The organism is Flavobacterium sp. LK-23 (assembly GCF_058135255.1).
The window spans coordinates 147,508-167,401 of sequence record NZ_JBYUVT010000004.1 but is presented as its reverse complement, the minus strand read 5'-3'; the positions used below and the strand labels follow the sequence as shown (position 1 = coordinate 167,401).

23 protein-coding genes and 1 other RNA gene are annotated in these 19,894 nt (G+C 32.2%); 16 read left to right on the top strand and 8 right to left on the bottom strand.

Going from position 1 to position 19,894, the window contains the following annotated elements; translation table 11 throughout:
* Positions 1–40 precede the first annotated feature (40 nt).
* Positions 41–673, bottom strand: a complete 633-nt coding sequence (locus AC3Y25_RS08255; RefSeq protein ID WP_489902417.1) for a hypothetical protein — start codon at positions 671–673, stop codon at positions 41–43.
* Between the two features lie 496 nt (positions 674–1,169).
* Between AC3Y25_RS08255 and AC3Y25_RS08250 the strand changes: the two genes are divergently transcribed.
* The 7 genes from AC3Y25_RS08250 (at position 1,170) to AC3Y25_RS08220 (ending at position 8,385) form a co-directional block, all read left to right on the top strand.
* Complete coding sequence (locus AC3Y25_RS08250; protein WP_427874557.1) at positions 1,170–1,658, top strand: SixA phosphatase family protein; 489 nt, start codon at positions 1,170–1,172, stop codon at positions 1,656–1,658.
* A 2-nt stretch (positions 1,659–1,660) separates the two neighbouring features.
* Positions 1,661–3,739, top strand: coding sequence for a polyphosphate kinase 1 (gene ppk1 / locus AC3Y25_RS08245; protein ID WP_250836703.1), 2,079 nt, complete (start codon positions 1,661–1,663; stop codon positions 3,737–3,739).
* Positions 3,740–3,772: 33 nt separating this feature from the next.
* The gene (locus AC3Y25_RS08240; RefSeq protein WP_111363603.1) at positions 3,773–4,663 is read left to right on the top strand and encodes a Ppx/GppA phosphatase family protein; all 891 of its coding nucleotides are present in this window, start codon (positions 3,773–3,775) and stop codon (positions 4,661–4,663) included.
* Between the two features lie 80 nt (positions 4,664–4,743).
* A complete protein-coding gene (locus tag AC3Y25_RS08235; protein WP_489902416.1) occupies positions 4,744–6,429 on the top strand; it encodes a right-handed parallel beta-helix repeat-containing protein in 1,686 nt (561 codons plus the stop codon).
* Between the two features lie 130 nt (positions 6,430–6,559).
* The gene (locus AC3Y25_RS08230; protein WP_489902415.1) at positions 6,560–7,141 is read left to right on the top strand and encodes a TMEM175 family protein; all 582 of its coding nucleotides are present in this window, start codon (positions 6,560–6,562) and stop codon (positions 7,139–7,141) included.
* Positions 7,142–7,144: 3 nt separating this feature from the next.
* Complete coding sequence (locus AC3Y25_RS08225) at positions 7,145–7,705, top strand: Crp/Fnr family transcriptional regulator (protein ID WP_489902414.1); 561 nt, start codon at positions 7,145–7,147, stop codon at positions 7,703–7,705.
* A 101-nt stretch (positions 7,706–7,806) separates the two neighbouring features.
* Positions 7,807–8,385, top strand: a complete 579-nt coding sequence (locus tag AC3Y25_RS08220; protein WP_489902413.1) for an NAD(P)H-dependent oxidoreductase — start codon at positions 7,807–7,809, stop codon at positions 8,383–8,385.
* 85 nt (positions 8,386–8,470) lie between these two features.
* Here the strand turns inward: AC3Y25_RS08220 and AC3Y25_RS08215 are convergent, their stop codons facing one another.
* The 3 genes from AC3Y25_RS08215 to AC3Y25_RS08205 form a co-directional block, all read right to left on the bottom strand.
* Positions 8,471–8,887 (bottom strand): DNA polymerase III subunit gamma/tau, encoded by a 417-nt coding sequence (locus tag AC3Y25_RS08215; RefSeq protein ID WP_489902412.1) that lies wholly within the window; start codon positions 8,885–8,887, stop codon positions 8,471–8,473.
* A 266-nt stretch (positions 8,888–9,153) separates the two neighbouring features.
* Complete coding sequence (gene dnaX, locus AC3Y25_RS08210; RefSeq protein WP_248727475.1) at positions 9,154–10,239, bottom strand: DNA polymerase III subunit gamma/tau; 1,086 nt, start codon at positions 10,237–10,239, stop codon at positions 9,154–9,156.
* Between the two features lie 61 nt (positions 10,240–10,300).
* Entirely contained in the window at positions 10,301–10,957 is a 657-nt protein-coding gene (locus tag AC3Y25_RS08205; protein WP_489902411.1) for a hypothetical protein, read from the bottom strand.
* A gap of 142 nt (positions 10,958–11,099) precedes the next feature.
* Between AC3Y25_RS08205 and AC3Y25_RS08200 the strand changes: the two genes are divergently transcribed.
* The 7 genes from AC3Y25_RS08200 to AC3Y25_RS08170 all read left to right on the top strand — a co-directional run bounded on the left by AC3Y25_RS08200 (position 11,100) and on the right by AC3Y25_RS08170 (position 14,719).
* Positions 11,100–11,894 (top strand): hypothetical protein, encoded by a 795-nt coding sequence (locus tag AC3Y25_RS08200; protein ID WP_489902410.1) that lies wholly within the window; start codon positions 11,100–11,102, stop codon positions 11,892–11,894.
* Positions 11,895–12,126: 232 nt separating this feature from the next.
* Positions 12,127–12,603, top strand: a complete 477-nt coding sequence (locus AC3Y25_RS08195; protein ID WP_320491944.1) for a BON domain-containing protein — start codon at positions 12,127–12,129, stop codon at positions 12,601–12,603.
* An 8-nt stretch (positions 12,604–12,611) separates the two neighbouring features.
* Positions 12,612–12,983, top strand: a complete 372-nt coding sequence (locus tag AC3Y25_RS08190; RefSeq protein WP_489902409.1) for a LysM peptidoglycan-binding domain-containing protein — start codon at positions 12,612–12,614, stop codon at positions 12,981–12,983.
* 202 nt (positions 12,984–13,185) lie between these two features.
* Positions 13,186–13,662 (top strand): BON domain-containing protein, encoded by a 477-nt coding sequence (locus AC3Y25_RS08185; RefSeq protein ID WP_489902408.1) that lies wholly within the window; start codon positions 13,186–13,188, stop codon positions 13,660–13,662.
* A gap of 7 nt (positions 13,663–13,669) precedes the next feature.
* Positions 13,670–14,041: a LysM peptidoglycan-binding domain-containing protein gene (locus AC3Y25_RS08180; protein WP_489902407.1), complete on the top strand. Its 372-nt coding sequence runs from the start codon at positions 13,670–13,672 to the stop codon at positions 14,039–14,041.
* A gap of 143 nt (positions 14,042–14,184) precedes the next feature.
* Positions 14,185–14,433 (top strand): type II toxin-antitoxin system ParD family antitoxin, encoded by a 249-nt coding sequence (locus AC3Y25_RS08175; protein WP_427874545.1) that lies wholly within the window; start codon positions 14,185–14,187, stop codon positions 14,431–14,433.
* The gene (locus tag AC3Y25_RS08170; protein ID WP_489902406.1) at positions 14,426–14,719 is read left to right on the top strand and encodes a type II toxin-antitoxin system RelE/ParE family toxin; all 294 of its coding nucleotides are present in this window, start codon (positions 14,426–14,428) and stop codon (positions 14,717–14,719) included. The genes AC3Y25_RS08175 and AC3Y25_RS08170 overlap by 8 nt, the downstream gene beginning before the upstream one ends.
* Positions 14,720–14,991: 272 nt before the next feature.
* On the opposite strand, the gene AC3Y25_RS08165 is transcribed toward AC3Y25_RS08170, so the two are convergent.
* On the bottom strand, positions 14,992–15,285 hold the full coding sequence (locus AC3Y25_RS08165; RefSeq protein ID WP_008467915.1) for an SH3 domain-containing protein: 294 nt from the start codon (positions 15,283–15,285) through the stop codon (positions 14,992–14,994).
* A 124-nt stretch (positions 15,286–15,409) separates the two neighbouring features.
* On the opposite strand from AC3Y25_RS08165, the gene rnpB reads away from it, so the two are divergent.
* Positions 15,410–15,737, top strand: an RNA gene (rnpB, locus tag AC3Y25_RS08160) — RNase P RNA component class A.
* Between the two features lie 31 nt (positions 15,738–15,768).
* Complete coding sequence (locus tag AC3Y25_RS08155) at positions 15,769–17,016, top strand: cation:dicarboxylate symporter family transporter (RefSeq protein WP_489902405.1); 1,248 nt, start codon at positions 15,769–15,771, stop codon at positions 17,014–17,016.
* 451 nt (positions 17,017–17,467) lie between these two features.
* Here AC3Y25_RS08155 and AC3Y25_RS08150 read toward each other — a convergent pair whose 3' ends face one another.
* The 3 genes from AC3Y25_RS08150 to AC3Y25_RS08140 all read right to left on the bottom strand — a co-directional run bounded on the left by AC3Y25_RS08150 (position 17,468) and on the right by AC3Y25_RS08140 (position 19,815).
* Positions 17,468–17,662 carry a hypothetical protein gene (locus AC3Y25_RS08150; protein WP_427874542.1) on the bottom strand — a complete coding sequence of 65 codons (195 nt, stop codon included), beginning with the start codon at positions 17,660–17,662 and terminating at the stop codon, positions 17,468–17,470.
* 97 nt (positions 17,663–17,759) lie between these two features.
* Positions 17,760–18,446, bottom strand: a complete 687-nt coding sequence (locus AC3Y25_RS08145) for a response regulator transcription factor (RefSeq protein WP_379795474.1) — start codon at positions 18,444–18,446, stop codon at positions 17,760–17,762.
* Between the two features lie 10 nt (positions 18,447–18,456).
* Positions 18,457–19,815, bottom strand: coding sequence for a sensor histidine kinase (locus AC3Y25_RS08140; protein ID WP_489902404.1), 1,359 nt, complete (start codon positions 19,813–19,815; stop codon positions 18,457–18,459).
* Positions 19,816–19,894 lie beyond the last annotated feature (79 nt).

Below are 19,894 nucleotides of genomic sequence, written 5' to 3'. Positions count from 1 at the left end.
TATTGATATAATATTTTAACTAACTGAAAACGATTTGCACCTACATAGAGTAGTAAAAAGCACTTAATGTTTTGGGAGTTGTATTATTTTTTAGGTCTAATACTGGCAAAGTAAATCCAATACCTTTTGTCTTTTTTGGGGGAATATAGGTATGAACAATAGTTTGGCTTTTACTGTCGGGACAAGTGGTAGAAGTTACTGTGACCGAAGTGCCGTTCCATTGATCGAGTGTAGAAATATCAGCCAAGCTTAGTTTTACATAAAACTCAGCCGTTTCTCCTGGAGAAAGTGTAAGTGTTTTATTCAGGGGAACATAATTTTTGCTCTCCAGTCTATTGTTCATTAAAACATTGCTTTTTGTAGTACTGCCATCAGGGTTTTCTGGAAAATTTGAAAAGTTCTCAGCAGATAATTGATAAGTATCCGTATTACTTCCAGTATTTTTAACCTGCAGTAAAAACGAAACTTCAAAGCCATTGTACTTTTGATAATTCTCTCCGTCAATAGTTATCTCAGAATTACACGAACCAGCTTGCGAAAATGCAACTGAAGTAATTAATAAGCAAAGCAGATTAAAAATGTTTTTGCTAAAGATATTTTTCTTCGAGAAAAAAATAAACTTACAATTGCTTACAAATTTTACTGCTTTTTCAAGAGTAGATTTTGTTTTCATAACTTAAGATTTAGTTTTAAAGTATTTATGAAATTTTAACAGAATCAAAGTTATATTAGAGTTTTTCTAATATTATTTTTTTATCTATAACTAACCTAAAAACTCGTTGAAGTGTTGTTTTTTTGTCAAAAATTGACTCAAAAACGCTTTTTTTTAACTCTAAAAAGTGAAATTTTTTCGTACATTTTTTTGATTTATTAGTTGAAAATGGTTTGTTTGTAATAGTATAAATATCTAATAATCAAATATTTAGTTAAAATATTACGAACTGTCACATTATCGACTAAATGCTAATTTTATAGATGAAGTACATAAAATGTGATTTTTGGTTTTCTATGATTTTGTAATTGTTAACAGATTGCGAATTGTTTATTCCTGTTAAAATTTCGTTATAATGTTAACAGAAATAAAAAAAGGATAAGGTTTAAAATTTCTTTTGTAAATTAGAACTTAATTAAAAATAGCCTGCAATTCAGGTTTTTAAATTCTGCTGTTTATGAAAAATCTTATTTTAATTCGTCATGCGAAATCTAGCTGGGAAGCACCATTAAAAGATTTTGATCGTCCGTTAATGAAAAGGGGAATTTTAGATGCGCATGATGTTTCATTAAATATTTCAGAGTATCTACCTAAAACATATATAATGTGGAGCAGTACAGCTGCGAGAGCCTCAGAAACTGCTTTGATTTTTGCGCAAAACATATCTTATCCTCTAGAAAGTATTGTTTTTAGAGATGATTTATACACTTTCGATGAAAAACAACTCGAAAAAGTTATTAAATCGTGTGATAATAGTTTTGAAAGCGTTATTCTTTTCGGACATAACGAGGCTATTACAAATTTTGTTAATAAATTTGGGGATGTTTTTATAGAGAATGTTCCAACTTCGGGCTTTGTATCATTGCAATTTGATGCCGACAGTTGGGATACGATCCATAAGGGCAAAACACATAAAACTATTTTCCCCAAAGATTTAAAAGAATAACAGTGTACGAACAGAAATATATCGATAGAGAAAAAAGCTGGTTAGCGTTTAATGCAAGAGTACTTCAAGAAGCTGCAGATAATACAGTGCCACTTTTAGACAGACTGCGTTTTGTTGGAATTTTTTCAAACAATTTAGACGAATTTTTTAGAGTTCGATACGCGGCCATTCGGCGATTAAGCCTCTCGGGTATTTCTGGCGAAAAATATTTAGGCGGTATTTCTGCGCATCAATTAATTAAAGATATTACCGAAATCGTTATTCAGCAACAATCTGAAAGTTTGCGTATTCTTGGCAATATTGAAGCAGAGCTTGAGTCTGAGAATATTTTTATCATAAATGAAACACAGATTACACCAAAACAAGAGTGTTTCTTAAAAGATTTTTATAACCAAAAATTAAGCCCAGAGTTAGTAACCATCATTTTAAATGATCTAGCCGTTTTTCCAATTCTTAAAGACACTTTAGGCTATCTGGCTGTTCGTTTAGAATTGGCTAATGATGAGGTTCGCTATGCTTTAATAGAAATTCCAAAAACCATCAACAGGTTTGTTGTACTTCCTTCTGATGACGAAAAACAATATGTTATTTTAATTGATGATGTTATTCGTTTCAAACTGAAAAACATCTTTAATATATTTGATTATAAGAGTGTTTCTGCCCACATGATCAAAATTACCCGCGATGCACAATTAGATATAGATAGTGATTTGAGTAAAAGTATGCTCGAAAAAATCGCTTCTTCTGTAAAAGACCGTCGTATTGGAGAGCCTGTTCGTTTTATTTACGATAATTTAATTGAAGAAGATACACTCCAGTTTTTCTTAGATAAAATGAAAATTGTAGAAACAGATAGTATAATTCCGGGAGGAAGATATCATAATCGTCGCGATTATATGAGTTTTCCAAACCTTGGCAGATACGATTTATTATACAAACCAAATGAACCTATGCCAGTTCCTGGTTTAAGTTTAGAAGGTAGTATTTTAGAAAAAATCAGTAAAAAAGACTATTTGGTTCATGCACCTTATCAGTCGTTTTCTTATTTGACCAAATTTTTGCGTGAAGCTGCTTTAGATCCGAAAGTTACAAGCATCAAAATTACCTTATATCGATTAGCTAAAAATTCGCAAGTCATTAGTTCTCTAATAAATGCGGCTAAAAATGGTAAAAGAGTAGTAGTGCAAATCGAACTTCAAGCACGTTTTGATGAAGCTTCGAATATCTCTTATGCAGAACAGATGCAGACAGAAGGCATTGAACTTATTTTTGGTATTAAAGGATTAAAAGTTCACAGTAAAATTTGTGTAATCGAAAGATTAGAAGAAGGTAAAAACCGCCGTTACGGATTCATTTCAACTGGAAACTTCAACGAATCTACAGCGAAGATTTATACCGATGTAACGCTTTTAACTTGCCATCAAGGAATATTAAAAGACACCTCAAAAATATTTGAGTTTTTCGATATCAATTATAGAGTTCATAGATACAAGCATTTAATTGTTTCTCCTCATTATACAAGGACTAAATTTATAAAACTGATCGATCGTGAAATTCTGCATGCACTTGCTGGTAGAAAAACACACATCAAATTAAAAATGAATAGTTTATCCGATTTTAAAATGATCGATAAATTGTACGAAGCAAGTAATGCAGGAGTGAAAATCCAACTTCAAGTAAGAGGAATTTGCTCTTTAATTCCAGGAATTCCAGGAATGAGCGAAAACATAGAAGCAATAAGTATTGTAGACAATTACTTAGAGCATTCGAGAGTTTACATTTTCGGAAACGCAGGTTTAACCGAAGTATACATTTCATCTGCCGATTTTATGACTAGAAATCTTGATGGAAGAGTGGAAGTAACCTGTCCAATTTATGATCTGGAAATTAAAAAAGAATTGATCGATAACTTCAATATTGCGTGGAAAGGAAACGTAAAAGTAAGATATCATTCATATAAATTAGATAATAAATATAAGCCGAAAAATCATCATGCCCCATTTAGAGCACAATTTGAAACCTATAAATATTATCAGAATAAAGTAGCAATATTAGAAGAGGTTCCTCAAAAAGTAAATTAATAATAAATACCAATTTCAAATCATAAAGTGAGCATGATTAATATTAGGAAGTTTGCAGCGATAGATATCGGTTCGAATGCCATGAGGCTTTTGATCGCTAACGTTGTGGAACAAGAAGGCAAAGAACCGCAGTTTAACAAAAGTTCCCTTGTTCGTGTACCAATTCGTTTAGGACAAGATGCTTTTACAGTTGGAGAAATTTCACCAGAAAATATAGATCGAATGGTTGATGCCATGAAAGCATTCAACCTTTTGATGAAAGTACATAAAGTAGAGCGTTATATGGCATTTGCAACTTCTGCAATGCGCGAAGCTTATAATGCAAAAGAAGTGGTGGCTTTAATTAAGAAAAAAGCCGACATTAAAATCGAGATAATCGACGGTAAAAAAGAAGCCGCAATTATTGCTTCTACAGATTTGCATCATTTAATTAAATCGGACGAAACCTATCTTTTTGTGGATGTTGGAGGTGGAAGTACCGAGTTTACCTTATTCTCTGACGGAAAAATGATTACTTCAAGATCTTTCAAAGCGGGAACTGTTCGTTTACTGAATAATATGGTTCATGATTCAGTTTGGGATGAGATCGAAAAATGGATTAAAACCAATACAGCCGATTACGATGAGGTAACACTGATAGGTTCTGGAGGAAACATCAATAAGTTGTTTAAAATGTCTGGAAAACAGCAAGAAAAACCGCTTTCGTACATTTATGTTAACTCGCAGTATGCATTTTTAAATTCGTTGACTTACGAACAGAGAATCGCCGAATTAGGTTTAAACTCCGACCGTGCCGACGTAATTATCCATGCCACTCGTATCTATCTGAATGCGATGAAATGGAGTGGTGCACGCCAGATTTATGTGCCTAAAATCGGACTTTCTGATGGTATTGTAAAAGCAATGTACTACGGTAAAATTTAATACTTAACTTAATAATTTTTAGTATGGGTGTAAATTTATATTTTTATGCCCATATTTTTTTAACCTTATAATTTCTGCATATGATAAAAAAACTACTATTATTGTTTGTTCTCTTTAGTTATTTTAATTCGTATTCTTCAGAAGTTTCTGGAAATGCTTTTCTTGATGACAAATCAAATTTTGAAAATATAAAAATAACTTTTTCACCAGTATCTCCAAGCGCAATTTTTGCAGAAACTTATTCTGATTTAAGTGGATATTTTAAAGTGCAATTAGCTAATGGTATTTATAATGTTGTTTATTCAAAAGAAGGATACCAAACATACCAAATTGATAATGTTTTTGTTGGGTCAGATCTAATAATTGATAATTATACTATGTCTTCAAAAACTTTAGTTGCTATATCTGGTTATGTAGAAGGAAATTGGACAAAAAAGAATACTTATAAAATTGTAGGAAACATTACTGTTGATTTTAATAAGGTTTTAAATATCGAAGAAGGTACAGAAATAAAATTTGAAGGGAAATATTCGTTGATTGTTAATGGAAAATTAAATGTTGATGGAAATGTAAATAATTATGTGAAATTTTCATCATCTAAAGTTCCTCCATCTAGAGATGATTGGAATCAGATAGTTATTAATGGAGAAGCGGTTATGAATTATTCTGTTATTGAATATGGAAAAGAGAATTCAGATTGGAATGGAATGATTAGAGTATTAGGAAAGGCGAATATTTCTAACAGTATCATAAGAGAGACAAATGGAACGGCTATAAGTATTACAAGTAGTTCTTCTAATTTTATAATTAATAATGAGATTTATAATAGTGATTGGGCAGTTATTGTAGATGGTGAAGGAGTGTCTAAAATTTCTAGAAATAAAATAAATAATACTAGATTAGGTGGACTATTAGTGAGATCGAATGCTTTAAATACGGAGCTTATTAATAATACTGTTGGTAATTGCGGTCAGATGTGTATAAGTTTATCTGGTACTAATACTTTAGTTGAGAAAAATATTATTTTCAATTCTAATCACGGTATTAGTGTGCCTAGAAATAATCCTCGTATATTTAATAATACAATAATTTTTACTAATTATGGGATTTTTTTGGATAACTACGAGACGACTAATATTGCTCCTATTGTCAATTCTAATATTTTAGCTTATAATAATATATATGCAATTTATTCGGAAGGGAAACCGAAGCCATCTCAAGTTGCATATAACTTATTTTATGCGAATAGTTTAAATGGAAATAATAATTTGCCTATTGGTGTCGGAAGCATAATTACGAAGAACAATAATGGAACTCCTTCAGATACCTATTTTAATTTATTTTCTGATCCTCAATTTTCTTCTACATCATCATCAGATACAACTTTTTGTGAATTATTATCTTCCTCAATAGCTATTGATGCTGGAGATCCTAGTCGTAAAGATTTAGATAATTCTATTGTTGATATAGGAGCCAAAAGTTTTGGACAGACATTATCTATAGACGATAATTATTTTTCTAATAAAAACAATCTAATTGTTTATCCAAGCGTCATCGTAAATTTTTTAAATTTTGAAAGTGAAACAGGCATAAAAAATATTTCATTGTTTAATGTACATGGACAAAAAGTTTATTCAGAAAATTTTGAAGTTGCTAAATTTGCTCATCATGGAATATTGCCGGCTGGTTTACCAAGTGGGATGTATATTTATATGGTTAAGGATGGTAATAATAAATTTTATAATGGTAAGATTTTGAAAAAATAATCTTGTGTATTTTGTTTTTATGAATTTTATAGTTCTATTTAAGATTTATGTTCCTAAAATCGGACTTTCTGATGGTATTGTAAAAGCAATGTATTTCGGTAAAATTTAATGTTTATATATTTTTGAGTAAATGAATAAAGGCAGACTAGAAGCTTTTAGTGATGGCGTTTTGGCAATCATTATTACGATTATGATTTTGGAAATTAAAGCGCCAGAAGGACATCAATTTGCAGATTTAAAACCGCTTATCCCGAAGTTTTTAAGTTATATTTTGAGCTTTATTTATGTTGGAATATATTGGAATAATCACCACTATTTGCTTCATGGATTATTAAAGGTAAACGGAAAAATCTTATGGAGTAATCTGCACTTTTTATTTTGGCTTTCTTTAATCCCAGTTTCTACCGCTTGGATGGGCGAACATAATTTTGAAAAGGCTGCAATGACAATGTATGGCGTCGTGCTGCTTCTCTCGGCAATCTCCTATATTATTTTGCAATATACCATTATGTGTAGCGAAAGAAAAGATTCTGCTTTAAGAAGAGTGCTTAAAAAAGATTATAAAGGAAAAATCTCTTTATTTTTATATGTAATCGGAATTGTTACTGCATTTTACAATCAGTGGATTTCTGGAGCCGCTTACTTTACAGTGGCATTGTTATGGCTTATTCCAGACAAAAGAATCGAGAACATTTTTGCTTCAAACGAATAATCTATGAAATCTGTTTTTCAGTCCATTCAAGATTTTTCTGCTCATGAATTAAGTCTTTTAGACGATTTAATTACATTTCGCACATTGAAAAAAGGAGAGCTTTTATTGACTGAAAATCAGGTTTGCAACGAAATAGTTTTTATTGAAAAAGGAATTCTCCGTTCCTTTTTTGTCAATCATAAAGGAGACGAAATTACCAATTGTTTTGCTTTCGAAAATGAGTTTATGGCTTCCTTCGCCAGTTTTATTACCGAAGAAAAAGCAGAGGAAAATATTCAGGCTTTAACCGATACAGAATTGCAAATTCTAGACCGAAAAGCTTTAGAAAAACTCTACCAGTCAGGATTCAATTGGCAAGAAACGGGCAGAAAATTAACCGAATTAGAATTTGTAAACCTGCATAAAAGAATGATTTCTTTTCAGAAATTATCTGGAGCACAGCGTTACGAAGAACTTTGCCAGAATCATCAAAAGTATATTCAGTTAATTCCTTTACAATATTTAGCTTCTTATCTAGGAATTACACCAAGGCATTTAAGCAGAATTAGAAAAGCAATGGTCTAAAAAATCCTTTTAATCTGTGTAATCTGTGGCGAAAGGACTTTTCAGGACATTTGTCTAGTAAAAGAAAATATACTAATAGTATTTTTGATAAAACATTTCACATGAAAAAAATACTAATTATAAACGGACACCCAAATGCCGAAAGCTTCAATTTCGGAATTGCAGAATCGTATCAAAAAGGTGCAATTGCTTCCGGTGTACAAGTAGAAACCATCACAATTGCCAATTTAAACTTCAACCCAAATCTTAAATTCGGTTATCAAAAACGAACAGATTTAGAACCCGATTTATTAGAATCTTGGGAGAAAATAAAAAGAGCAGATCATCTAGTTTGGATTCATCCCGTTTGGTGGGGTGGACTTCCAGCGATAACGAAAGGGTTTATCGATCGATTATTTTTGCCTGGAATTGCTTTTCAATACCGTGAAAATTCAGTTTGGTGGGATAAATTATTAAAAGGCAAAACAGCTCACATTATTACAACCCTAGATCAGCCAAGCTGGTATTATCGTTTCTTTTTTGGGAGACCAAGTGTTAATCAATTAAAAAAATCAACTTTAGAATTCTGCGGTATAAAACCAGTTAAAGTAAGCTACATCGGAATTGTAAAAGGCTCGAATGATGAACAAAGAAAAAAGTGGCTAGATAAAGTTTACAATTTAGGGTTCAAAAATAAATAATTTGAGTAATTATTTTAATAACATGAAATAGAAAAAAAAAGAATTTAAAAAGAAAAATTCGTGAATTTGTGGCTATTAAAAAAAATTAATCCTTTAAATCCAATCCAAATGTTGAGCGTAAAAGCTCGATGTTTGGATTGATTTCTAAGAAACGATTATAACGATCTTGGTTGTTGTAAGTTCGTTTCGTTTCAGCCTGTTCATTTACAATTACTTCAATAGTAATATCGTGATTGTGCAAATGACCTTTTAAATGCCCTAACAAACCGTTCATCTGACTTTCAAATTCTAGTTTTGATCCTTCGTTTGGCAATTCATAAGAAATTGTTGTTCCGTTCAAAACAGGATCACTAATCAATAGAATCGATTCCATGATTCTAAGTCCCTTTTGGCCTAAACGTTCCGCATATTTGTTCCAATGAAGACGCATGTCGGTTTCGTTAAACTCTTCAGTTGGTAAAACAGAAGATGGTTTAACATACGATTTTGTGCTAGCCTCCAATTCTTTTTTCTTGCGGATACTAGCAAGAGAAAAAGCAGAAACTTTAGGAGCGCCACTTGCATCTGCTTTTGGAACTTCTGGAGTTTGAACTTTTGGAGTCTCAACAGGAATTTGTGCTGTATTTGAAATAGTTGCAGCAACAGGAGTATCATTGCTATTTGAATTAGCATTGACATTATTTTTTTCTTCCGAATTTGAAGTTTGGGGTTTTACACTTGCAACTTCAACTATAGAATAGCCTCCGTTTTTAAAGTAAATGGGCGGAATTATGAATTGCTCAGCTTTTTTTTTTCTCCATCAAAGTTGATAGAGGCCAATTGCATCAAGCATAATTCAACTAAAAGTCGTTGATTCTGACTTAATTTGTATTTTAAATCGCAATCATTTGCAATGTCAATTCCTTTTAATAAAAATTCTTGAGAACACTTCTGCGATTGCGTTGCATACATTTGCTGCGCTTGTTCTCCAACTTCTAATAAAGCAATAGTCGAAGGCGTTTTGCTTACTAATAAATCTCTAAAATGCGAAGCCAAACCAGCAATAAAATGATGCCCGTCAAAACCTTTAGCTAGAATATCGTTGTAAGCCAATAAAAGCTTCGGAATTTCATTTTCTAAAAGTAAATCGGTAATCGAAATATAAGTTTCGTAATCTAAAACGTTTAGGTTTTCAGTTACAGCCTGACGCGTTAAATTGGTACCGCAATAAGAAACTACACGGTCAAAAATAGACAAAGCATCACGCATAGCACCATCTGCTTTTTGAGCAATAATATGCAGTGCATCATCTTCAAAAACGATTCCTTGACTTTCAGCAACATCTGCCAAATGTTCTTTAGCATCTTTTACGGTAATTCTTTTAAAATCAAAAATCTGACAACGAGATAAAATCGTTGGAAGAATTTTATGTTTTTCTGTTGTTGCTAAAATAAAAATAGCATGTTTTGGCGGTTCTTCTAATGTTTTAAGAAAAGCATTAAAAGCTGCCGAAGACAACATATGAACCTCGTCAATGATATATACTTTGTATTGTCCAGTTTGAGGTGGGATTCGAACTTGATCGATAAGGTTACGAATATCATCAACCGAGTTGTTTGAAGCGGCATCTAGCTCAAAAACATTAAATGCGAAATCTTCGGTAGGATCATCATATCCAGGCTGATTTATTTTTCGAGCCAAGATACGGGCGCAGGTAGTTTTACCAACTCCACGTGGTCCTGTAAATAAAAGAGCAGAAGCTAAGTGATTGGTTTCTATAGCATTCAACAAAGTGTTGGTAATGGCTTTTTGCCCCACAACATCCTTAAATGTCTGCGGGCGATATTTACGTGCCGATACTACAAATTGTTCCATATTCTTTTTTATTCGATAGCAAATATATGACTTTTGTTTCGTTGTTTAAAACCGATTTTAGTTATTTGGCGAAATTCTTTTTCTTCAAAATAACAAAGAGTAAACTCAGAAATAATACGATGTTGACAATCAAAGAAATGATAATATATTGACTGTAAGTTTCCAATTTTGTTTCTGTTCTTTCTTTATCAGAAATTTCTTTTTGAGCATTTTTATAGGCGCGCAACTTTTCTAATTGATATATCCAATCTTGTAAATTTCGATTTTCAAATTTCAGATCCCAAACATAAAAAGACAGTGATTTTATTTGATCATCTATCTTTTGAGAGATTTTGATTTCTGGAGGAGGAGGCATGGAGTTACTTCCATAAGGTCTAAATCCAGTGCTTGGAGAGCAACCGCTCACTTCGATAGTGTTGTCGTCATTAAAATTGGCATAAACAATCCAAAGCTGTTTTAGAGATGGAACATTAGAACAGTTGCCAGAGTATTTTTGAGTAATGAACTGAGAATTGTATTTCCCTTTAAAGAGTTCTATGATTTTAAAAGTATAAATTTTCTTTATTGAATCTACTTTTATAACTTCTCCGTAAAACACAATTTCATATTTTAATCCTATTTCTACCATGCTCTCTCGGTCAATTGGCTTGCAATCACAAGAAAAAGCATAATTGGCAATCAATAAAATTGTAAAAAGTAATCGATATTTCAATTTCATAAAGTCAATTTTGAATACAATAATAATCTTTTTAGGCTTAATTTTTTCATCTGTAAATTAAATTTTTGTAATAAAAAATGTACTATTTTTAATCCGAAACTAAAATAGCTTTAATTCAAAAAAAATATAATTTTTATAATTCATGAACGCAAAACAAATTGTCAGATTAAGCAATATTATCGGGATTACGTCTATACTTTTATTATTGTATTGGGTTTTTACTTTTATCGTAATTGAAGTTTTCGGGTTAAAAGTATTTAGAGAAAATATGACCGAAAGTTTTTATTTAAGCATTCTCGGAATTCTTGCCCTTATGGCTGGATCTCTAATAGTGAATCTAATGTTTAATTTGACAAGAATTGCCGAAAGAAAAAATGAAGACGAAGTAAATGTCAAATCGACTAGACGTAAGGTTTTGACTTTGCTTTTAATTTTTCCGTTAATTCTAATTATACTTTTTGGAGGCAATTATCTAACTTCTGCTAAAAAAGAAAAAATGCTAATTGATTCTGCAAAATCAATCATAGAGTCAAACAAGTCAAATAGTGATAAACTACTAAATTATACTTTTTCTAAAGCATATATCAAGGAAACCACTGGCATTTTAAGAGTTTTGTCTGAAACAGATAAAAACTTTCCGAGCGTAACCTTAATTGTAAAAGATTCTATTAAAGACTCGCCTGTTTTTCTTGGTTTTAATGCCTATTACAATGAAAGTTTAGATTCAAATGATAGCATACAGCCTAAAAAGGTAAATTATATTTATAAGACGACTAAAGAAGAAAGAGCTTACCTGAATGAAGTTTTTAGTAAAAACAGTCAGGAATTACGATATAGTTCTAGTAAAGGAAATTATGAATTGTTTTACCCATATAAAAAGAATGGAAAAAAAATTATTATCTATTTTTCTGAACAGCAGCGATACGGTAAAATGTAAAGCTTGGGCAAAGTAACTATTTAGAGGTTTATCTTTGTTATTGGTAATTGATTTATAAATAGTTGTTTGTGTTTTATGAAGTCATAGAAGTTTTGAATTGCAAGATTCAAAACTTTTTTTATGAGCTAATTTTAAGAAATCAATAATATTTAAAAATGTAAGATTATTATGTAATACTTGATTGATTTATTCGTTAACTTAGAAGATTAATTAATTTAAAAAAGATATCATTATGAAAATTAAATCGATGTTATTAGGAATGAGTTTTGCTTTTTTATTAGTGGCTTGTGGACCTAAAGATGCAGATATTCAAAAGGAAATTACTGCAAAATTAAGCGAATTACCTGGAGTTTCAGTGACTGTAGAGAAAGGTGTTGCGACTATTTCGGGTACTTGTAAGGATGACGCTTTCAAACAAAATGCAGAAAGCATAGTAAAAGGAATAAAAGGAGTTAAATCGGTAGTGAACAATTGTGAGATTCCAGCTCCAGAACCTGTAGTTGCAGCTCCTGTAGAAATTAATCCGGATGCAGTTTTAACCACTTCAGTAAATGAGGTAGTAAAAACCTACAGCGGTGTAACGGCAACAGTTAAAGATGGCGTGGTTACACTTACTGGTGATATCAAAAGAAGTCAATTGCAAAATTTGATAAAAAGTGTTCAGGAATTGAAGCCTAAAAAAGTAGAAAACAAATTAACTATTAAATAATTGATGTTATGAGTTTAAAAGATAAATACAAAGAGTTAACAGATTTAGCTTCTAATTTAGGAGTAGCTGATTTGCAAGTAAGAGAACAAGATAATGTGCTGTATATTGACGGAACAGCAAAATCTGCAGATGATAAAGAAAAACTTTGGGCTGCTTACGGAAAAATAGATCCTGATTTTAGATCGGCAGATGTAGTAATGAATATTGAAGTTTCTCAAGGAGTTGCGATAGAATATACTGTTGTAGGTGGAGATTCTTTATCAAAAATAGGAAAAGCGCATGGCGTTTCATGGCAGACTATTTATGAAGCCAATAAAGACATTATTAAAAACCCAGACATCATACAGCCAGGTTGGAAGTTAAAAATACCAACAGCATAATTTTACTTATGGTGTGTTGCAAAAGTCCATCTCAATGATGGACTTTTTTTGTTGTGATTTAATCGAAAAATTTATTCTCATTTTATGTTACTAAATAACCCCAGATTAATTGAAAACATATAAATCTCATCATAATATCCTATAATCATTTGCTAATTAATCTCTTTAATTTTAGAAGTACAAATTATTAAAAGAGAATATTATGAAAATGAGATCCATTTTATTAGGAATGTGCCTTACTGTTGCTTTGGTATCCTGTAAAACTAACGATGCTGATATTGAAAAAGCAATTAATGAAAAAGTAAATGATCCTGATATTCAAGTTGCGGTACACGAAGGTGTGGCTACAATTACAGGTATTTGTGACGATGAAATGTTCAAGAAAAATATTGAAAAAAGCGTAAGAGCAACCAAAGGTGTCAAATCTGTTGTCAATACCTGCGAACTCGCCAGAGCCAATCAAGAACCTGCGGCGGCGACTGTTATTATTAATTCGGATACCGATTTGGATAAAGCTGTCAGTAAAGTAGTCGATGCTTACGATGGAGTGAGTGCAACTGTTGTTGGTGGCGTTGTTACGCTTTCGGGAGAAATTGCAAAAGATAGATTGCAGCCTTTAATGCAAAGTATTCAGGAATTGCATCCTAAAAAAGTAGACAATAAATTAACTATTAAATAAGGATGTTATGAGTTTGAAAGATAAATACAGGGAAGTGATAAATTTAGCATCCGAAATTGGAATTGCTAATTTGCAGGTAAGAGAACAGGATAATGTGCTTTATGTTGATGGTACAGTTAAATCTGCAGCTGACAAAGATAAACTTTGGAATGCGTACGAAAAAATTGATCCTGAATACAGATCGGCAGATGTTGTAATGAATATTGCTGTTATAGAAGGTACAACAAAAGAATATATTGTAAAAGGAGGCGATTCGTTATCTAAAATTGCTGCGGCTTACGGTATATCATGGAACGACATTTTTGAAGCGAATAAAGACATTATTTCAAATCCTGATTTGATTAAACCAGGTTGGAAATTGAAAATACCAACAGCATAATTTGTTATGTTGTGTTATAAAAGTCCGTCTTGATGATGGACTTTTTTGTTGTGATTTTATGTCTTGCAAGGAACAAATTAGTTAAGATTAAGGATGAATAGTTACCAATTTTTGGTAACTTTGCATTGTTAATAAGAAAAGTCATGGGAAGAAACACTTCAATATCGCTTGGAAATCATTTTGAAAATTTCATTGAAAATAGTCTTTCTGAAGGAAGATTTAAGAATGCCAGTGAAGTAGTGAGAGCTGGATTACGTCTTTTGGAAGAAGAAGAGAATCGTTTGCTTATTTTAAAACAGGCAGTTCAAGATGGGATTAATAGTGGACGCGCTGAAAACTTTGATCCTAAGAAACATCTTGAAAGTTTAAAAGCAAAAAGAAAAAATGGCTAAATATTATTTGACGAATAAAGCAGTCGAAGATTTAACTGATATTTGGAATTATACTTTTGATGAATGGTCAGAAAAGCAGGCTGATAAATATTATCTATTACTTTTGGATTCCTGTCAGGAGATTGCTGAAAACCCGAGTTTGGGAAGAAAATACGATAGTGTAACAGCAAAATTGTTAGGGTATAAATCAAATCAGCATATTCTCTTTTATCACATTATTTCAAGTAATGAAATTGAGATTGTTAGAATCCTTCATGGAAGAATGGATTTAAAAAGTAAGTTTTAAGAAGGGTAACCGCAATAAGTGTAAAGATAGGAGAGATTTTTCTCATTTTATGTCATGCCGAGGGACGAGGGATCTCAACTGAAAACTCTGCAAAAGATTAGAAATTATCGCCCCTCGGCATGACAAAATTATAGTTACTTTTTGAAAATGTAAAAAGATAAATTTTCTTTTGAAACAGAATGCCTAGCCCTGATAGTAGCGGTATCCTTTTTCTTGCTCCTTTAGCAAGGAAAAGATACAAGCGAATAGCAGGAATATGCTTCTAAAAAAAACTACCTTCCCCTAATACTTAAATCAAATAAAAATTTTGCTGTTTCCTGATCTGAATCTGCCGAAAAGCCAGCAACATAAACTCCTTTTTTACCCGAAGTCGATTTAATTCCGTATACAACTGCCTCATCCGCTGGGTCTGACTCACCCTCGTATCGATACACATGAACAATTTCAAATTTCTCAGGATTCTTTTTAATCGCATCTGCATTTCGATTAAAATCGCACGTAAATCCTTTTTCATTCAATTGATCTAAAGCCTTTGAAACAGTTGCGTAATGATACATTCTTTTCATGATAAACTGAATTTAAATTATAGATTTTTAAAGATAACTATTTTAAAATTAAAATGTTATGATAAAATTCATAAAATCTGAAATTTAAAATCGTTATTGTTAGTGCTTAAATCCCTACTTTTGCAGCGCAGACCGCCTTATCGTCGTCCCGATTCATCGGGAGGGAGGAAAGTCCGGACACCATAGAGAAGCATAGCGGGTAACGCCCGTCGGTTCCGAAAGGGATTAGGACAAGTGCAGCAGAAAGTATGTACAGGTAATGCTGTAGTGAAACCAGGTAAACTCTATGCGGTGAAATACCAAGTATATCGGCATTTAAGGGCTTCTCGTTCGTTGCCGAAGGGTAGGTAGATTGAGTCCAGTAGTAATGCTGGATCTAGATAAATGATAAGGTATTGTATCGTTGCAAAATGAGACAAGAACAGAATCCGGCTTACAGGTCTGCATTTTTTATATATTTGTGAAACTATCTAACTTGTTTTCATGAATACTGCCACTCCAAATTCTTCTTCAAAATCCAAAAGAAGCCTTTTCAGAACCATTGCAACCAATCTTACTTTTTGGGTTTTAATTGCTATTATTTCGGGTATTTTACTCGGACATTTTTCTCCAGCAAATGGTGTGAAGATGGAATTTTTGGGCAAAAAGTTTATTCAGCTAATTTCTCTTTTTATTGGTCCGATTATTTTCTTGACCATAGTTTTAGGGATTTCGGGAATGGGAAATCTAAAAAAAGTGGGAAGAATTGGTGTAAAAGCGTTAACTTATTTTGAAGTGGTTTCGACCGTTGCATTAGCAATTGGTGTCGCTGTTGCTTACATATTTAAGCCAGGAAAAATTGATAAATCGGGATTGACATTTGGAGATGCAAGTCAGTATACAAAAGGAGCTTCCGAACATTTTTCGTGGTTGCAGTTTTTCTTATCCAATTTTACTTTACAGGTTTTGTTGGCTGCTATTATCTGCGGAATTGCATTGAATTTTTATCAGAAAAGAGAGCAGACTATTTTAGTTCTGGAACGATTCTCAAAAGTGGTTTTCTTCGGATTAAAATATGTAATGTATCTCGCTCCAATTGGTGCTTTTGGCGGAATGGCGTATACAATTGGTAAATTTGGTCTTGCCACTTTGATTCCGTTAGGAAAACTGATGCTTTGTGTTTATTTGACTATGGCACTTTTTGTTTTTTTTGTTCTTGGAAGTATCTTGAGATATTATAAAATAAATATTTTTTCGATTTTAAAATATATCAAAGAAGAACTTTTATTGGTTTTAGGAACATCGTCTTCTGAAGCTGCTTTGCCAAGTATTATGGTGAAACTGGAACGAATGGGTTGCAGTAAATCGGTTGTAGGATTGGTAATTCCAACAGGTTATTCTTTTAATTTGGATGGAACTTCAATTTACCTTTCGATGTCGGTGCTGTTTATTGCACAATTATATGACGTTCATTTAAGTTTCTTCGAAATCATGACCGTTATCGGAATTTTAATGATTACTTCTAAAGGTGCAGCAGGCGTAACCGGAAGCGGGTTTATTGTTTTGGCCTCTACATTAACCGCTTTGCATAAAATTCCCGTTGAAGGTTTAGCATTTTTATTGGGAGTAGATAAATTTATGAGCGAAGCCAGAGCGATTACCAATTTAATAGGAAACACAGTCGCAACGATAATAATCTCGAAAACAGAAAGAGATTTTACAGAACTGAATCTTGATCCTGTTTCGGAGTGATTTTGCCACGAAGGCGCTAAGGCACGAAGTTTTTTTATCTCTCGCAAAGACGCAGAGTCGCAAAGATTTTATTTTCTTTGAGTTTAAAATTGTCCATTAAGTTGCAATCCCGAAGTTTCGAAAGAAAATATTTTTATGAATTGACTTCAGCTTTAGCTGGAGGATATGATGAATTAAATTTTAAAGGCTTTAGCCAAACATCTTCTAGTTTGGCTAAAGCCTTTTTCTTCGTTAATTTTTGACCATCCAACTAAATCTGGACGCTATCCAAATTAAGTTTTACAATTAGTATTTGCTCACAAAGTTTTTATTTTTCTTTAGGCTTAAAAATTGCTCGCAAAGTCGCAGAGTCACAAAGTATTTTATTAATTTTTAAAACTTTGCGACTCTGCGACTTTGCGAGATAAAAAAACTTTGTGCCTTAGCGCCTTAGTGGCAAAATAAAAAAAAATTAAGCTTCGTCCTTCGTTGTTCGCACCAGACTAATGCCCGACATGAAAAAGACAATTCCTAATATTCCGTAAATAATAAGCGATTTTATATCTCTGGTTTCTCCAGATGTGCCGGCAAAAATAACTGCCGTATAAATAAGTCCTACAATTCCGAGGATTGTAAGCAACCCACCGAAAAATCTTTTTAGGTTCATGATTGTTAGATTTAAAAGTTCTCTAACAAAGTTAATTTTCAATAAGTTAATCGCTGTTATACAATTGCTTATATAAAATTATATGATTTACAGGATGCTATTTTTCTATTTTAAACTCCAATCCAATATTTCGAACGCTTTCAATCTTGATTTTCGGATCTGAATTAAAATATTTCCTAAGTCTGCTGATAAAAACATCCATGCTTCGCCCGGAGAAATAATCGTCTTTTTTCCAGACCGACATTAAAATTTGATCTCTTTTTAATAACTGATTGTGGTTTAAATACAAGTATTCGATAAGAGAAGCTTCCATTTCTGTAAGCTGCTGCACATGATTTTTATTGTTAAGTGTCAGACGTTCGTTATCAAAAATATACGAACCAATTTCGATTATGTTATTTCCGTCCAGACTTCTCTTTTGTTCGATTCTTTTTAGAATATTCTGCAAACGCAGCACCAGTTCGTCAACTTCAAACGGCTTTACGATATAATCATCTGCGCCAAGTTTTAGCCCAATTATTTTATCTTCTTTTAGTTTTCTTGCGGTTAGAAAAATAAATGGAATTTCGGGATTAATGGTAATTATTTTTTCAGCCAATGAAAATCCGTCCATTTTCGGCATCATTACATCAAAAACACAAATATCAAAAGTCTGGTTTTTAAAAAAGTCCAAAGCTATTTCGCCGTTTTCGGCCCAGATTACTTCAAATTGATGCAATTCTAGATATTGTTTTAAAATCGCCGCAAAGTCAAAATCGTCTTCGGCTAATAGTAATCTTTTCAAAATAAAGGGATTAAACTTTTAATAAAATAGTAAACTGAGTTCCTTTTCCTAAATCGCTAATAACGTTTACAGAACCTTGATGCGCTTTTACGATTTGGTCAACATAATACAAACCTAAACCTAAACCTTTTGTGTTGTGCAGGTTGCCTTGTTCTACTCGGTAAAACTTATCAAAAAGAAACGCTTGTTTGTTTTTGGCAATTCCAATTCCGTCATCTTCAAAACTGATTGAAAATTGTTTTTCGACAATTTTTGTTTTTACTGTAATGGTGTTTGATCCGTATTTTACAGCATTTTCGAGAACATTTAAGAAAGCAGTTGTCAAATGAAATTTATCCAAAACCAAAATAGTTTTCTCAGTCTGAAAATCGGTTTTAAGATTGATTTTAGGAAAAGTAATTTTAAAATCATTTACGATAGAAAGCAGAAAATCTTCGGCTTCTATTTTTTCTTTTTGAAGTTCAATTTCGTTTTCTGCCAAAGAATTTGCCATAACCTGATCAATCAGATTCTGAAGACGGTTATTCTGGCGCGAAATGGTGTTTACAATCGAATTGAAATTTTCATCGTTGTCACGAATGTTTTTCTGCGCTAAAATCTTTGTCGAAATCCCCAAAGTAGCCAATGGAGTTTTCAGTTCGTGCGTAATATTATTGATGAAATCGGTTTTTACATCACTGACTTTTTTCTGTTTGACTAAAGCTTTTAAAGCTATAACAAAAAGCGTAATTAAAGTCAGAATTGATAAAAGAGATAGGATGAGAATAAACGTCATTCTTCTTAGAATAATCATTTCCCAGTCAATAACAGAAACGTACATCGAATCTTCTGTCAATAATTTATATTCCTCATTTTCAAAAGTGCCGTTTGTTGTTCCAACATAACTTCTTACTAAAAAGGCATGATTTAAAGAAGCCAGATTTCCGTACAATTTATTCTGGATAAAAGGTTTTTCAGAGAAAATAGTATCCGCTTCCTGTTCGTTTTTGTAAAGAATAAATTTGTTTAGAACAATGGCAAAATCGATCTTAAAATCGGGTAAATCTTTCTCCAATTTTCGTTTGATTTTTTGAGTTATTATGTTTTGAGATTGCGCATTCAAAACGCCATTTTTAATGTCCAATTTACTTTTTTTTCCTTTCATGTATTTTTCTGAAAGGCTTTTGTAAAGCACTTCTTTTCTAGAAACCAAAGCCGAATCGATATCGCTGTAATTATTGGTAATTTGAGCAATTTCGTTTTTAATCTGCGTATGAAACTGCGCTACTTTATATTCGTAAGCTGTCTTTACTAAATAGCATTGTACCGTCATAAGCACAAATAGCGCTACGACAGAAAATCCGATTAATAAATTGATTCTTTGCTTCATATTGGTTGAAATGACGCTTCAAAAATACAGTTTTTAGCCAACAAATAGGAGATTAACCTTGCATTAACCTACGATTAAC

Bases quoted from the DNA above. Each gene is read 5' to 3' on its own strand.
- AC3Y25_RS08255 (WP_489902417.1), bottom strand. From the start codon at position 673: ATGAAAACAAAATCTACTCTTGAAAAAGCAGTAAAATTTGTAAGCAAT.
- AC3Y25_RS08250 (WP_427874557.1), top strand. From the start codon at position 1,170: ATGAAAAATCTTATTTTAATTCGTCATGCGAAATCTAGCTGGGAAGCA.
- AC3Y25_RS08240 (WP_111363603.1), top strand. From the start codon at position 3,773: ATGATTAATATTAGGAAGTTTGCAGCGATAGATATCGGTTCGAATGCC.
- AC3Y25_RS08235 (WP_489902416.1), top strand. From the start codon at position 4,744: ATGATAAAAAAACTACTATTATTGTTTGTTCTCTTTAGTTATTTTAAT.
- AC3Y25_RS08230 (WP_489902415.1), top strand. From the start codon at position 6,560: ATGAATAAAGGCAGACTAGAAGCTTTTAGTGATGGCGTTTTGGCAATC.
- AC3Y25_RS08225 (WP_489902414.1), top strand. From the start codon at position 7,145: ATGAAATCTGTTTTTCAGTCCATTCAAGATTTTTCTGCTCATGAATTA.
- AC3Y25_RS08220 (WP_489902413.1), top strand. From the start codon at position 7,807: ATGAAAAAAATACTAATTATAAACGGACACCCAAATGCCGAAAGCTTC.
- dnaX (WP_248727475.1), bottom strand. From the start codon at position 10,239: ATGGAACAATTTGTAGTATCGGCACGTAAATATCGCCCGCAGACATTT.
- AC3Y25_RS08205 (WP_489902411.1), bottom strand. From the start codon at position 10,957: ATGAAATTGAAATATCGATTACTTTTTACAATTTTATTGATTGCCAAT.
- AC3Y25_RS08200 (WP_489902410.1), top strand. From the start codon at position 11,100: ATGAACGCAAAACAAATTGTCAGATTAAGCAATATTATCGGGATTACG.
- AC3Y25_RS08195 (WP_320491944.1), top strand. From the start codon at position 12,127: ATGAAAATTAAATCGATGTTATTAGGAATGAGTTTTGCTTTTTTATTA.
- AC3Y25_RS08190 (WP_489902409.1), top strand. From the start codon at position 12,612: ATGAGTTTAAAAGATAAATACAAAGAGTTAACAGATTTAGCTTCTAAT.
- AC3Y25_RS08185 (WP_489902408.1), top strand. From the start codon at position 13,186: ATGAAAATGAGATCCATTTTATTAGGAATGTGCCTTACTGTTGCTTTG.
- AC3Y25_RS08180 (WP_489902407.1), top strand. From the start codon at position 13,670: ATGAGTTTGAAAGATAAATACAGGGAAGTGATAAATTTAGCATCCGAA.
- AC3Y25_RS08175 (WP_427874545.1), top strand. From the start codon at position 14,185: ATGGGAAGAAACACTTCAATATCGCTTGGAAATCATTTTGAAAATTTC.
- AC3Y25_RS08170 (WP_489902406.1), top strand. From the start codon at position 14,426: ATGGCTAAATATTATTTGACGAATAAAGCAGTCGAAGATTTAACTGAT.
- AC3Y25_RS08165 (WP_008467915.1), bottom strand. From the start codon at position 15,285: ATGAAAAGAATGTATCATTACGCAACTGTTTCAAAGGCTTTAGATCAA.
- AC3Y25_RS08155 (WP_489902405.1), top strand. From the start codon at position 15,769: ATGAATACTGCCACTCCAAATTCTTCTTCAAAATCCAAAAGAAGCCTT.
- AC3Y25_RS08150 (WP_427874542.1), bottom strand. From the start codon at position 17,662: ATGAACCTAAAAAGATTTTTCGGTGGGTTGCTTACAATCCTCGGAATT.
- AC3Y25_RS08140 (WP_489902404.1), bottom strand. From the start codon at position 19,815: ATGAAGCAAAGAATCAATTTATTAATCGGATTTTCTGTCGTAGCGCTA.